The organism is Pseudomonas sp. HLG18, assembly GCF_051903985.1.
GTDB lineage: Bacteria > Pseudomonadota > Gammaproteobacteria > Pseudomonadales > Pseudomonadaceae > Aquipseudomonas > Aquipseudomonas fluorescens_BT.
The window spans coordinates 1,069,273-1,081,916 of the sequence record NZ_CP195831.1 but is presented as its reverse complement, the minus strand read 5'-3'; the positions used below and the strand labels follow the sequence as shown (position 1 = coordinate 1,081,916).

The 12,644-nt window shown below is 59.1% G+C and carries 13 protein-coding genes and 1 tRNA gene; 5 read left to right on the top strand and 9 right to left on the bottom strand.

Annotation, left to right across the window (positions count from 1 at the left end; translation table 11 throughout):
* Positions 1-76 precede the first annotated feature (76 nt).
* From ACSPX5_RS04995 to ACSPX5_RS04975, 5 genes are all read left to right on the top strand, one after another.
* Complete coding sequence (locus ACSPX5_RS04995; RefSeq protein WP_169429686.1) at positions 77-400, top strand: PepSY domain-containing protein; 324 nt, start codon at positions 77-79, stop codon at positions 398-400.
* A 92-nt stretch (positions 401-492) separates the two neighbouring features.
* Positions 493-963 (top strand): DUF2271 domain-containing protein, encoded by a 471-nt coding sequence (locus ACSPX5_RS04990; RefSeq protein WP_169429685.1) that lies wholly within the window; start codon positions 493-495, stop codon positions 961-963.
* 25 nt (positions 964-988) lie between these two features.
* Complete coding sequence (locus ACSPX5_RS04985) at positions 989-3,169, top strand: PepSY domain-containing protein (RefSeq protein ID WP_439821059.1); 2,181 nt, start codon at positions 989-991, stop codon at positions 3,167-3,169.
* On the top strand, positions 3,153-4,124 hold the full coding sequence (locus tag ACSPX5_RS04980) for an FAD:protein FMN transferase (protein ID WP_323160829.1): 972 nt from the start codon (positions 3,153-3,155) through the stop codon (positions 4,122-4,124). The genes ACSPX5_RS04985 and ACSPX5_RS04980 overlap by 17 nt, the downstream gene beginning before the upstream one ends.
* Before the next feature lie 69 nt (positions 4,125-4,193).
* Complete coding sequence (locus tag ACSPX5_RS04975) at positions 4,194-4,895, top strand: VIT1/CCC1 transporter family protein (RefSeq protein WP_084317898.1); 702 nt, start codon at positions 4,194-4,196, stop codon at positions 4,893-4,895.
* Between the two features lie 196 nt (positions 4,896-5,091).
* Here ACSPX5_RS04975 and ACSPX5_RS04970 read toward each other — a convergent pair.
* The 9 genes from ACSPX5_RS04970 to thrS form a co-directional block, all read right to left on the bottom strand.
* Positions 5,092-5,168, bottom strand: a tRNA-Pro gene (locus tag ACSPX5_RS04970).
* An 89-nt stretch (positions 5,169-5,257) separates the two neighbouring features.
* The gene (locus ACSPX5_RS04965) at positions 5,258-5,614 is read right to left on the bottom strand and encodes a MerR family transcriptional regulator (protein ID WP_003179985.1); all 357 of its coding nucleotides are present in this window, start codon (positions 5,612-5,614) and stop codon (positions 5,258-5,260) included.
* Positions 5,595-5,897, bottom strand: coding sequence for an integration host factor subunit alpha (ihfA, locus tag ACSPX5_RS04960; RefSeq protein ID WP_002553164.1), 303 nt, complete (start codon positions 5,895-5,897; stop codon positions 5,595-5,597). The genes ACSPX5_RS04965 and ihfA overlap by 20 nt, the downstream gene beginning before the upstream one ends.
* 3 nt (positions 5,898-5,900) lie before the next feature.
* Entirely contained in the window at positions 5,901-8,279 is a 2,379-nt protein-coding gene (gene pheT, locus ACSPX5_RS04955) for a phenylalanine--tRNA ligase subunit beta (RefSeq protein ID WP_439821058.1), read from the bottom strand.
* 26 nt (positions 8,280-8,305) lie between these two features.
* Positions 8,306-9,322, bottom strand: coding sequence for a phenylalanine--tRNA ligase subunit alpha (gene pheS / locus ACSPX5_RS04950; RefSeq protein ID WP_065261418.1), 1,017 nt, complete (start codon positions 9,320-9,322; stop codon positions 8,306-8,308).
* 109 nt (positions 9,323-9,431) lie between these two features.
* Positions 9,432-9,788 carry a 50S ribosomal protein L20 gene (gene rplT / locus ACSPX5_RS04945; protein ID WP_002553161.1) on the bottom strand — a complete coding sequence of 119 codons (357 nt, stop codon included), beginning with the start codon at positions 9,786-9,788 and terminating at the stop codon, positions 9,432-9,434.
* Between the two features lie 30 nt (positions 9,789-9,818).
* On the bottom strand, positions 9,819-10,013 hold the full coding sequence (gene rpmI / locus ACSPX5_RS04940) for a 50S ribosomal protein L35 (protein ID WP_002553160.1): 195 nt from the start codon (positions 10,011-10,013) through the stop codon (positions 9,819-9,821).
* Positions 10,014-10,073: 60 nt separating this feature from the next.
* Complete coding sequence (infC, locus tag ACSPX5_RS04935; protein ID WP_169432615.1) at positions 10,074-10,625, bottom strand: translation initiation factor IF-3; 552 nt, start codon at positions 10,623-10,625, stop codon at positions 10,074-10,076.
* A complete protein-coding gene (gene thrS, locus ACSPX5_RS04930; protein ID WP_439821057.1) occupies positions 10,625-12,547 on the bottom strand; it encodes a threonine--tRNA ligase in 1,923 nt (640 codons plus the stop codon). The genes infC and thrS overlap by 1 nt, the downstream gene beginning before the upstream one ends.
* Between the last annotated feature and the right edge of the window lie 97 nt (positions 12,548-12,644).

Genomic DNA, 12,644 nt, shown 5'->3' with positions numbered 1-12,644 from the left:
ATCTGAAGATTCAGCTGGTTGTCAGGAATGCACCTTAGGGTATGCCACAGACACCGACCTCGGCAGGAGACAGATCATGAAAACAGGTTCTATTGCCAATGCCACGCTGTTGAGCCTGCTGCTCAGTGGTTACGCCCTGGCCGATGACGATTGCAGCGACCCGGTGAGCGACTGGCAACCGCGCGAAACCTTGCGTCAGCAGGTCGAGCGGCAATACGGCTGGAGCGTGCAACGCATCAAGGTCGACGACGGTTGTTACGAGCTCAAGGGGCTGGATCGAAAAGGCAACGCCATCGAAGCCAGCTACTCACCGGCCTCGCTGCGTTTGCGCACACTCGAGATCCATTTCCGCGACGACGGCGATGCCAGGGATTACCTCGGCAGCCCGCTCACCGAATGACGCCTCACCTGTCGATGAGTTTTCCCTGCGCTTCAGGTTGCTGTCAGCAAGCAGGTCCAGGCTCTCGACCTAACGATCAAAAGGACACCCTCATGAAAAAGATCATCGCAACCACCTGCCTTGCCGGCGCCATTGCCCTGCCGGGTCTGGCTCAGGCTCGTGAAGTGACCTTGACCACACAGCTCAAGGACTACAGCGGCAATGATGCCTACCTGGCGATCTATGTCACCGACGCCAACGGCCAATACCAGAAAACCCTTTGGGTGGCCGGCAAGAAAGCCAAGTACTACAAGCACCTGAGCGACTGGGCCCGTGGCAGCGGGATGAACCCGAGCGAGTTTGACGGGGTCAGCGGCGCCAGTGTCGGCAGTGGGCGCACGCTAAAAGTCAGCGTCGAACTGGCAGACACCCTGATTGATGCCGGGTATCAGATCCGCATCGACAGTGCCGTCGAGGACAAACGCGACGCTCGCGCCGATGTCAGCGCGCCGCTCACGTCCAAGGGCGCGGGCCAGCCGGCGACCGGCAGCACCTATGTCGAGTCCTTTACTTACGATCTGTAGCACCTGCCCTTTCTGGAGGCTGAACATGCTTCGCCAGTCCCATTCCCTGCCCGGCCTGATCGCGGCCCTGTTGGTCATGCTGTTGGCCATAAGCGGTGCGATCCTGTCGGTCGACCCGGCGCTGGAACGCTTGCACAACACCGCCACCGCCGCCGGGCAACTCAACGTCGGCCAACTGGCCGGACGTGTGGCCAATCACTTCCCGGGCGTGGAGCAGATCCAGCGCACGGCGTCCGGGACGGTCATCGTCTACTACAACAAGAACGGTCAGGCCGGGGCTGAAACGGTCAATCCACTGACCGGCGAAGGCCTGGCGCCTTATGCACCCTCCGCGTTTACGCGTTGGGTGAAAGAGCTGCACCGCTCGATGTTCCTTGGCACGCCAGGCCACGGAGCGTCGGGTGTCGGCGCGCTGTTCATGCTGATGTTGTCGGTGTCCGGCGCGCTATTGCTGGCCCGGCGCCTGGGTGGCTGGCGCAACTTGCTGCGGCCACTGCGGGGCACCTTCAGCCAGCGCTGGCATGCTGAAGTTGGGCGACTGGCGTTGCTCGGGCTGCTGCTGTCGACATTGAGCGGGCTCTACATGTCCGCCACCACGTTCGGTTTTATCGCCGACGGCAGTCAGAGTGAACCCGCCTTCCCCGCCCACGTCAGTACCGGTCCGACCTTGCCGGTGGCGACACTGCAAGCCTTGCAGGCCACCGACCTCAACGACCTGCGCGAGCTGGTTTACCCGAGCCCTGGCAACCCGCACGATGTGTTTTCCCTGCGCACGGCCCAGGGCGACGGCTACGTGGACCAGGCCAGCGGCGCCTTGTTGTCCTATCAAGCCCATGACTCGATGCACAACCTCTACGAATGGATCTATCAGTTGCACACCGGCGAAGGCCTCTGGTGGCTGGGCCTGCCGCTTGGACTCTGCGCCCTCTGCGTGCCGTTGATGAGCGTGACCGGCATCCTGTTGTGGTGGCGCCGCCGCAAGGCTGGCCCGAATATCCGCCACAACAGCCCTGCCCACTCCGCCGACAGCGTAATTCTGGTGGGCAGTGAAAATAACAGCACCTGGGGCTTTGCCAAAACCTTGCACGACGCCTTGCACCAGAGTGGTCATCAGGTGCACAGCGCGGCGATGAATGATTGGGTGGGTGATTACCGCAAAGCCCAACGGGTGTTCATCCTCACCGCGACCCACGGTGACGGCGATGCGCCGGCCTCGGCTTCGCAGTTCCTGGCGCGGCTGGCCAAAACCGGCCTCAAGCCCGGTCTGCCTTTTGCGGTGCTGGGCCTGGGCGACCGTCAGTTTGCACAGTTCTGTCAGTACGCCCATCAGGTGCAGGACGCGATGCTGCAGGCCGGTGGCTCGCCATTGCTGGGGTTGGAAACCGTCAACCGCCAGTCCTCTCAGGAGTTTGCCCGCTGGGGTCATGCGTTGGGCGAAGTGTTGGGGCAGGATCTGGTGCTGGTTCACACCCCGCAGCAGCCGCGTACCCATCAATTGCAGCTGACAGAGCGGATTGCCTATGGCGAACAGGTGAATGCGCCGACCCACATCCTGCGCTTCAAAGCCTGCGGCGAACTGCCGGGATTTCTGGCCGGTGACCTGGTCGGGGTTGTGCCCCCCGGCAGCCCGATCCCGCGTTTCTATTCGCTGGCCAGCGGCTCCCGGGACGGCGTGCTGGAGATCTGTGTGCGTAAACACAACGGTGGCATGTGCTCGCAATTCCTTCATGGCCTGAACATCGGCGCGCAGATCGAAGCTTTTATCCAGCCCAACCCGCAATTTCGTCCGGCGTCGGGCGCGCACCCGGTGATCCTGATCGGCGCCGGTACCGGCATCGGTCCTCTGGCCGGTTTTATCCGAAACAATAAGGCCAGGCACCCGATGCACTTGTATTGGGGCGGGCGCAACCCGACCTCGGACTTTCTCTATGAGCCGGAGCTCAACCAATACTTGTCAGACCGTCGCCTCACGGCACTGCGCGCGGCCTTCTCTCAGGTTCAGGACCGCTGCTACGTTCAAGACCGGCTGATCGGCGATGCCTTGACCTTGCGCCGGCTGATTGAAAAAGGTGCCCAAGTGCTGGTGTGTGGCAGCCGCGAAATGGCCAAAGGCGTGATACAGGCCCTCGATGAAGTGTTGGCGCCTCTCAACCTGAGTGTGCTGAACCTCAAGGCACAAGGACGCTACCGTGAAGACGTCTACTGAGTTGCAGCGCTATAGCCTGAACGGCGAAACCATGGGCACTCGCTACACCGCCCTGTTTTATGCCGGGGCCGGGATCGATGCCGACGACGTTGGCCGTCGACTGGCGCGCGCCGTGGCCCGAGTGGACCAGCAAATGTCCACCTGGAAACCCGACTCGGATATCAACCGCCTCAACGCCGCCCCCGAGCAGGAATGGGTGTCCGTGCCCAAGGAACTGGCCACGGTGCTGTCGGCTGCGCTGCGCGTCAGTCAGCAATCGGGCGGCGCCTTCGACATCGCTGTCGGTGACCTGGTGAACGCCTGGGGGTTCGGTCCCGGGGAACAGACAGTCACAGAGCAGACGATCGGCACGATGCCGCTGCGCGCCCGGCTGTTGGCCAGCGCCGCATTAGTGGTTGACCCGCAACACAATCAGGCACGCAAGCGCCTACCGCTGAACCTTGACTTGAGTGGCATCGCCAAAGGTTTTGGCGTGGATGAACTGGCCCGCTGCCTGGAGGGTTTGGGCATCACCCGCTACCTGGTCGGCATCGATGGCGAAATGCGCGCCCGGGGCGCCAAACCTGACGGCCAATGCTGGGTCGTGGCCCTGGAAAAGCCCAACCGGGGCGTGCGTGAAGTCATGGGCGTGATGGAACTTGGCGATGCCGCTATCGCGACCTCCGGGGACTATCGACATTGGGTAGACGTGGGCGGTCAGTCCTATGCTCATACCATGAACCCGGCCACCGGCGCGCCGCTGTGCAACCCGCTCGCCGCCGTCACCGTGGTGGCGGCCTCGTGCATGCTCGCCGATGCCTGGGCCACAGCGTTGATGGTCCTGGGCGAAACCGAGGGCCCACGTCTGGCTCAGGAACGCGGGATGGACGCGTTGTTCGTGCTGCGCGAGGGTGAACAATTCAAAGAAATATCCATTGTCGGCGGCCAGTTGCAGGCGCAAATTGAAACCCGCTGACGCAGATTGCCGGGCCGCTCGGAACCCATCCGACGTGAACCGCCTAATGACAGGGAGCCCCGTTCTACAATGAAGTTCATGCACAGGCACACCGAGGCACACCGAAGCGATCGTATCGGCTGGCTGCGCGCCGCCGTCCTGGGCGCCAACGACGGGATTGTCTCTACCGCCAGCCTGTTGATGGGCGTCGCGGCCGCCAATGCCAGCCACGCCACATTGCTGGTCACCGGAATGGCGGGCCTGATGGCCGGAGCCATGTCCATGGCCGCTGGCGAGTACATCTCCGTACATTCCCAGGCCGATACCGAGCGGGCCGATCTGTCCCGCGAACGGGCAGAACTGTCGAGCGACCCGAAAGCCGAGCACATCGAGCTCGCCAACATCTACATGCATCGCGGCGTATCACCCGAACTGGCCCATCAAGTGGCCGATCAATTGATGGCCCATGACGCATTGGGCTCCCACGCCCGGGACGAGTTGGGCATCAGCGCCACCCTCACCGCCAAACCCTTGCAGGCAGCCCTGGCCTCCGCCGCCAGTTTCGTGGTGGGCGCCGCCTTGCCGCTGGCGGTGACGTTTGTCGCGCCGGAGCACAGCGTGGTGCCCTGGATATCAGGCATGTCCTTGGTGTTTCTCGGGACACTGGGCGCCATCGCCGCCAAGGCCGGCGGAGCCAAGGTCATCACCGGGGCCTGGCGGGTGACATTCTGGGGCGCGCTGGCTATGGGCATTACGGCAATGGTGGGATCGCTTTTCGGAGCGGTGGTTTAGTAAGGCGTACGCTCTCGAAACGCAAAGGGGGAGGCGGAAGTTGTTGGTTCTTGCCGATCAGCGCCCCCCTTGTACAGCCTTTCCAGAAACAACGCGCGACCTAAGATTCCACCCAGAGCCAGCCGTTTTGTGAGGGTAAAAACAACAAAAATAAAAAAGGGTCGCGAGATAAAATCTCGCAACCCTTTGAATTATATGGTCGGGACGGAGTGATTCGAACACTCGACCCCTAGCACCCCATGCTAGTGCGCTACCGGACTGCGCTACGCCCCGACTAGGTTTGAAACTCGTTCTCCATCTCGAAGAACGCTCAAGAATATATCGCAAGCTTTTGAAAACTGGAAGTATTTAAAAGCAGGAAATTATTTCTTGAGTACCACCAGAACATCTTCGAGCTCAGCGATCATCTGGCGGATCATTTGCTTGTATTGGGTTGTGTCGTCTTTGGCCTCATCACCGGACAGCCGCAGGCGCGCGCCGCCGATGGTGAACCCCTGATCGTAAAGGAGCGCGCGGATCTGCCGGATCATCAGCACATCCTGGCGCTGATAATACCGGCGATTTCCGCGGCGTTTGACGGGGTTGAGCTGAGGAAACTCCTGCTCCCAGTAGCGCAGCACGTGTGGTTTTACCGCACACAGCTCGCTGACTTCACCGATGGTGAAGTAGCGTTTTCCCGGGATGACGGGTAGTTCGTCGTTATGACTTGGTTCCAGCATAAGCCTCAACTCGGGCTTTCAACTTCTGCCCTGGACGAAAGGTGACCACACGGCGAGCCGTGATCGGGATTTCTTCCCCCGTTTTCGGGTTGCGGCCAGGCCGCTGGCGCTTGTCCCGAAGGTCGAAATTGCCGAAACCCGACAATTTGACCTGCTCGTTGTCTTCAAGAGCGTGCCTGATTTCCTCGAAAAACAGTTCGACCAATTCCTTGGCTTCCCGCTTGTTCAGGCCCAGCTCTTCATACAGACGTTCCGCCATCTCAGCTTTCGTCAAAGCCCCCATACGTCACTTCCTTAACGTGGCGTTCAACCTTTGTTCGAGCGAGGTGAGGATATTTTGCGTCGTCGAATTCACCTCATCGTCATTAAGAGTGCGCGATGGATGCTGCCAGGTCAAGCCGACTGCAAGGCTTTTTCTATCAGGATCAATACCTTTACCCTGATACACGTCAAACAGCCTGAGATCCGTGAGCCATTCGCCTGCATTTTCACGGATTACGCTCAATACAGCCGAGGCCGCAACGTCTTTGTGCGCAATCAGTGCCAGGTCACGACGCACTTCAGGAAAGCGCGACAACTCGTGGAATTCAGGCATTTTGCCCAACGCCACTTCAGCCAGAACCAGCTCGAAAACGAAGACCGGGCGGTCGAGACCGAGGGACTTCGACAGCTCAGGGTGAATCGCACCGATAAAGCCGACTTCACGCCCTTCCCGCTCGATGCGCGCGGTTTGACCCGGGTGCAGCGCTGGGTGTTTGCCCGGAGTAAAAGTGAACGAATCCAGCGCACCGGCAAAACCCAGCACCGCTTCTACGTCAGCCTTGACGTCGAAGAAATCGACGGTGTCGCGACCTTGCGCCCAGCCTTCCGGCAGACGGCTACCGCAGACAACACCGGCCAGCATCGGCTCTTGCTTCAGACCATCCAGTTGACCAACGAAGCGCAGACCGCTCTCGAACAGACGAACACGATCCTGCTGACGGTTGAGGTTGTGCTGCAACGCCTTGACCAGACCTGGCCACAGCGACGAACGCATGGCAGCCATGTCGTTGGAAATCGGGTTCGCCAGCAGCAGTGGCTCGACGCCCGGGTTGAACAGTTCGAACTGCTTCGGATCGATGAAGCTGTAAGTGATCGCTTCCTGATAACCACGAGCAACCAGCAGACGACGCAGTTCCGGCAGATCGCTGCGCGCTTCGGCTTTGGCCTGCGGCGCCAGACGAGCTTGCGGGTAACGAACCGGCAGGCGGTTGTAACCGTACAGACGTGCCAACTCTTCGATCAGATCGACTTCCAGACTGATATCGAAGCGATGGCTCGGCACTTCTACGCGCCATTGCCCTGCTCCGTCGTCGGAAACTTTCAGACCCAAAGCGTTGAGCAGACGCTCGACTTCGGCCGAATCCATTTCCATGCCCAGCATCTGGGTGATGCGCTGCGCACGCAGGGTGATTGGCGCGATCGACGGCAGATGCTGCTCGCTGACGGTTTCGATGATCGGGCCGGCTTCGCCACCGGTGATTTCCAGCAGCAGGCCAGTGGCGCGCTCCATGGCTTCACGGGCCAGTTGCCAGTCCACGCCACGCTCGTAGCGGTGCGAAGCGTCAGTGTGCAGACCGTAGGATCGAGCCTTGCCCGCCACAGCGATCTGGTCGAAGAACGCACTTTCAAGGAATACGTCGCGAGTGGTCGCGGATACACCGCTGTGTTCGCCACCCATCACGCCGGCAATCGCCAGAGCCCGAGTGTGGTCGGCGATCACCAGCGTATCGCTACGCAGGCTGACTTCCTGACCGTCGAGCAATACCAGTTTCTCGCCCTCTTCCGCCATGCGCACACGGATGCCGCCATTGATTTCGGCGAGATCGAAAGCATGCAGCGGCTGACCCAGCTCCAGCATCACGTAGTTAGTGATGTCGACGGCGGCGTCGATGCTGCGGACTTCTGCGCGACGCAGGCGCTCAACCATCCACAGCGGCGTCGGCTTGGACAGATCAACGTTGCGGATGACACGGCCCAGGTAACGCGGGCAGGCAGCAGGTGCCAGGACTTCTACCGAACGCACTTCGTCGTGCACCGCAGGAACGGTCATCACCACCGGGCGAGTGACCGGAACGTCGTACAGCGCGCCGACTTCACGGGCCAGACCGGCCAGGGACAGGCAGTCGCCACGGTTCGGAGTCAGATCGACTTCGATGCTGGCGTCTTCCAGGTCCATATAAACACGGAAGTCTTCGCCCACCGGCGCATCGGCCGGCAGCTCCATCAGACCGTCATTGCCTTCACCGACCTGCAGCTCGGATTGCGAGCACAGCATGCCGTTGGACTCGACGCCACGCAGCTTGGCCTTCTTGATCTTGAAGTCACCCGGCAGCTCGGCACCGATCATCGCAAACGGAATCTTCAGGCCCGGACGCACGTTTGGCGCACCGCACACGACCTGGAAGGTTTCCGCGCCATCGCTGACCTGGCAAACACGCAACTTGTCGGCATCCGGGTGCTGCTCGGTGCTCAGCACCTCGCCCACCACCACGCCACTGAAAACACCGGCGGCCGGCGTAACGCTATCGACCTCAAGACCGGCCATCGACAGACGAGCAACGAGCGCGTCGCGATCTACCTGCGGGCTGACCCAGCCACGCAGCCATTGTTCACTGAATTTCATCCTGCTCTCCTAAGAATTCGTTACGACTAGCGAAATTGCGCGAGGAACCGCAAGTCGTTGTCGAAGAACAGACGCAAGTCGTTCACGCCGTAACGCAGCATGGCCAGACGCTCGACACCCATGCCGAAAGCAAAGCCGGAGAACTCTTCCGGATCGATGCCGGACATGCGCAGCACATTCGGATGAACCATGCCGCAGCCCATCACTTCCAGCCAGCCGGTCTGTTTGCAGACACGGCAGCCCTTACCGCTGCACATCACGCATTCCATGTCGACTTCTGCGGATGGCTCGGTGAACGGGAAGTACGAAGGACGGAAACGTACGGCCAGTTCTTTCTCGAAGAACACCCGCAGGAACTCTTCGATCGTGCCTTTGAGATCGGCAAAATTGATATCGCGATCAACCAGCAGGCCTTCGACCTGGTGGAACATCGGCGAGTGGGTGATATCGGAGTCGCTACGGTACACACGGCCTGGGCAGACAATGCGGATCGGCGGCTTTTTCGATTCCATGGTGCGGACCTGTACCGGCGAGGTATGGGTGCGCAACAACATGTTCGCATTGAAATAGAAGGTGTCATGCATCGACCGGGCCGGGTGATGGCCTGGGATGTTGAGCGCCTCGAAGTTGTGGTAGTCGTCTTCAACCTCAGGGCCTTCGGCAATGCCGTAGCCGATTCGGGTGAAGAACTGTTCGACTCGTTCCAGAGTCCGGGTAACCGGATGCAGACCACCGGAGGTCTGACCGCGGCCCGGCAACGTCACGTCAATGGATTCGGCAGACAGTTTGGCAGCCAGCTCGGCCTCTTCAAACAGAGCCATGCGCGCATTGAGAACGCCTGTTACACGTTCCTTGGCAACGTTAATCAGGGCGCCGACTTGCGGACGCTCCTCTGCCGGCAAATTCCCCAGGGTCTTCATCACCTGAGTCAATTCACCCTTCTTGCCAAGGTATTGAACCCGGATTTGCTCCAGGGCATTGATATCTTCAGCGCTTTGCACAGCCTCTAGTGCTTGAGAGACCAGCGCATCCAGGTTTTCCATGTACAGACTCCAGATACAAAATAGGGGAAGAGCTTGAAGGCTCTTCCCCTATTTATGACGTTTAACACCAGACCCCACAAAGGTGAGGCCGGATGACTGTCGGGGGTACTTAAGCCAAGGTGGCTTTAGCTTTCTCGACAATCGCAGCAAACGCCGCTTTTTCGTTCACTGCCAGATCAGCCAGAACCTTACGGTCGATCTCGATGGACGCTTTTTTCAGGCCGGCAATGAAACGGCTGTAGGACAGACCGTTAACACGAGCACCAGCGTTGATACGAGCGATCCACAGAGCGCGGAACTGACGTTTTTTCTGACGACGGTCACGGTAGGCGTATTGGCCTGCCTTGATTACCGCTTGCTTGGCAACACGGAATACGCGCGAGCGTGCACCGTAGTAGCCTTTAGCAAGTTTCAGAATTTTTTTGTGACGTTTACGGGCAATGACGCCACGCTTTACACGAGCCATGAGTTACTTCCTCTATTCTTGATCCAAAAATTAACGAAGGCGCAGCATGCGCTCGACTTTTGCCACGTCAGACGGATGCAGCAAGCTGCTACCGCGCAGTTGACGCTTACGCTTGGTCGACATTTTGGTCAGGATGTGGCTCTTGAAAGCGTGCTTGTGCTTGATACCGTTAGCAGTTTTCAGAAACCGCTTAGCAGCACCACTTTTGGTTTTCATCTTTGGCATGTTCGGATACTCCGCATTCAGTTGATAAACATAATCAGAAGGCCTGCCGTGCCCTGTTGATTACTTCTTCTTTTTCGGGGCGATGACCATGATCAGCTGGCGTCCTTCCATCTTAGGATGCTGTTCGACCGAACCGTACTCGAGCAGGTCTTGTTCAACCCGCTTGAGGAGTTCCATCCCCAGCTCCTGGTGGGCCATCTCACGGCCGCGGAATCGCAAGGATACCTTGGCCCTGTCCCCGTCACTCAGGAAACGTACCAGGTTGCGCAGTTTTACCTGGTAATCCCCTTCCTCCGTCCCTGGACGAAACTTGATTTCTTTTACCTGAATCTGCTTCTGGTTCTTCTTCGCCGCAGCAATCTGCTTCTTCTTTTCGAAGATCGATTTGCCGTAGTCCATCACCCGGCAAACCGGTGGGACTGCGTCGGCAGAGATTTCTACCAGATCAAGCTTTGCTTCTTCAGCAATACGAAGCGCTTCATCAATCGAGACGATGCCAATCTGCTCGCCATCAGCGCCAATTAACCGAACCTCGCGTGCCGAGATATTCTCGTTGATCGGGGCTTTCGGTGCAGCTCGTTTATCTTGTCTCATTTCACGCTTAATAATAATTACTCCGAATCTGGGCGACCACGCCGGGAAACCGCTTGCGCGAGAAACTCAGCGAACTGGGCGACGGGCATCGAGCCCAGGTCAGCACCTTCACGAGTACGCACAGCGACAGTCTGCATCTCGACTTCCTTATCCCCAATAACCAAGAGATATGGAACCTTGAGCAAAGTATGCTCGCGGATTTTAAAGCCGATCTTTTCATTTCTCAAGTCAGACTTGGCACGAAACCCGCTTTCGTTGAGAGTTTTTTCCACCTGGGCGACAAAATCTGCCTGTTTATCAGTGATATTCATGATCACTGCCTGGGTTGGCGCCAGCCACGCAGGGAATGCACCTTCGTAGTGTTCGATCAGAATCCCGACGAAACGCTCGAACGAACCGAGAATCGCACGGTGCAACATCACCGGATGTTTGCGGCTGTTGTCTTCGGAGACGTATTCGGCTCCCAGACGCACAGGCAGGTTGAAATCGAGCTGCAAGGTACCACACTGCCACACGCGGCCGAGGCAATCTTTCAGCGAGAATTCGATCTTCGGACCGTAGAACGCTCCCTCACCCGGCTGCAGATCGTACGGCAGGCCAGCACTTTCAAGGGCAGCAGCCAGTGCCGCTTCGGCGCGATCCCACAGCTCATCGGAGCCAACGCGTTTTTCCGGACGAGTGGACAGTTTCATCTCGACGTCGGTGAAGCCGAAGTCGCGGTAAACATCCATGGTCAGCTTGATGAACGCAGCAGATTCAGCCTGCATCTGCTCTTCGGTGCAGAAGATGTGGGCGTCGTCCTGAGTGAACGCACGCACACGCATGATGCCGTGCAGCGCACCCGATGGTTCGTTACGGTGGCAGGCACCGAACTCCGCCAGGCGCATCGGCAGCTCGCGGTAGCTCTTCAGGCCCTGGTTGAACACCTGCACGTGGCAAGGGCAGTTCATCGGTTTGATGGCGTAGTCGCGGCTTTCCGACTCAGTGGTGAACATGTTGTCCGCGTAGTTGGCCCAGTGCCCGGATTTCTCCCACAGGCTGCGGTCAACGACTTGCGGCGTCTTGATTTCGAGATAGCCGTTGTCGCGCTGCACCTTGCGCATGTACTGCTCGAGTACCTGGTACAACGTCCAGCCATTCGGGTGCCAGAACACCATGCCCGGCGCTTCTTCCTGGGTGTGGAACAGGCCCAGGCGCTTGCCGATCTTGCGGTGATCGCGCTTTTCAGCTTCTTCGATACGCTGGATGTAAGCAGCCAGCTGCTTCTTGTCAGCCCAGGCGGTGCCGTAAACGCGCTGCAATTGCTCGTTCTTGGCATCACCGCGCCAGTAGGCGCCGGACAGCTTGGTCAACTTGAAGGATTTCAGGAAGCGAGTGTTCGGCACGTGCGGACCGCGGCACATGTCGACGTATTCTTCGTGATAGTACAGGCCCATCGCCTGCTCGTTCGGCATGTCTTCGACCAGACGCAGCTTGTAGTCTTCGCCACGGGCCTTGAACACTTCGATCACTTCGGCACGCGGAGTGACTTTCTTGATGACGTCGTATTCGGTATCGATCAGCTGTTGCATGCGCTGTTCGATGGCCGCCATGTCGTCCGGAGTAAAAGGACGCTCGAAGGCGATGTCGTAATAGAAGCCTTCGTCAATGACCGGACCGATGACCATTTTGGCCGTCGGGTACAGCTGCTTGACCGCGTGGCCAACCAGGTGGGCGCAAGAGTGGCGAATGATCTCCAGCCCCTCTTCATCCTTTGGCGTGATGATTTGCAGCGTTGCGTCGCTGTCGATGATGTCGCTGGCGTCGACCAGCTTGCCGTTCACCTTGCCGGCCAGGGTGGCCTTGGCCAGGCCTGCACCAATGGACGCGGCGACCTCGGCTACGGAAACCGGGTGATCGAATGAACGTTGACTGCCGTCGGGAAGAGTAATAGTTGGCATGGCGCCTCCTCTCCTAGTGGTGACCCCTACCAAAGGTCACGTGGGTTGGGATGAGCCAGTACAAGATCCGATCCAGGCCATTCAATGACGAACGCCT

Excerpts from the sequence above, each read along its gene's own strand:
- thrS (WP_439821057.1), bottom strand. The coding sequence starts at position 12,547 with ATGCCAACTATTACTCTTCCCGACGGCAGTCAACGTTCATTCGATCAC.
- ACSPX5_RS04975 (WP_084317898.1), top strand. The coding sequence starts at position 4,194 with ATGAAGTTCATGCACAGGCACACCGAGGCACACCGAAGCGATCGTATC.
- ihfA (WP_002553164.1), bottom strand. The coding sequence starts at position 5,897 with ATGGGGGCTTTGACGAAAGCTGAGATGGCGGAACGTCTGTATGAAGAG.
- pheS (WP_065261418.1), bottom strand. The coding sequence starts at position 9,322 with ATGGAAAACCTGGATGCGCTGGTCTCTCAAGCACTAGAGGCTGTGCAA.
- ACSPX5_RS04995 (WP_169429686.1), top strand. The coding sequence starts at position 77 with ATGAAAACAGGTTCTATTGCCAATGCCACGCTGTTGAGCCTGCTGCTC.
- rplT (WP_002553161.1), bottom strand. The coding sequence starts at position 9,788 with ATGGCTCGTGTAAAGCGTGGCGTCATTGCCCGTAAACGTCACAAAAAA.
- ACSPX5_RS04965 (WP_003179985.1), bottom strand. The coding sequence starts at position 5,614 with ATGCTGGAACCAAGTCATAACGACGAACTACCCGTCATCCCGGGAAAA.
- ACSPX5_RS04990 (WP_169429685.1), top strand. The coding sequence starts at position 493 with ATGAAAAAGATCATCGCAACCACCTGCCTTGCCGGCGCCATTGCCCTG.
- ACSPX5_RS04985 (WP_439821059.1), top strand. The coding sequence starts at position 989 with ATGCTTCGCCAGTCCCATTCCCTGCCCGGCCTGATCGCGGCCCTGTTG.
- rpmI (WP_002553160.1), bottom strand. The coding sequence starts at position 10,013 with ATGCCAAAGATGAAAACCAAAAGTGGTGCTGCTAAGCGGTTTCTGAAA.
- pheT (WP_439821058.1), bottom strand. The coding sequence starts at position 8,279 with ATGAAATTCAGTGAACAATGGCTGCGTGGCTGGGTCAGCCCGCAGGTA.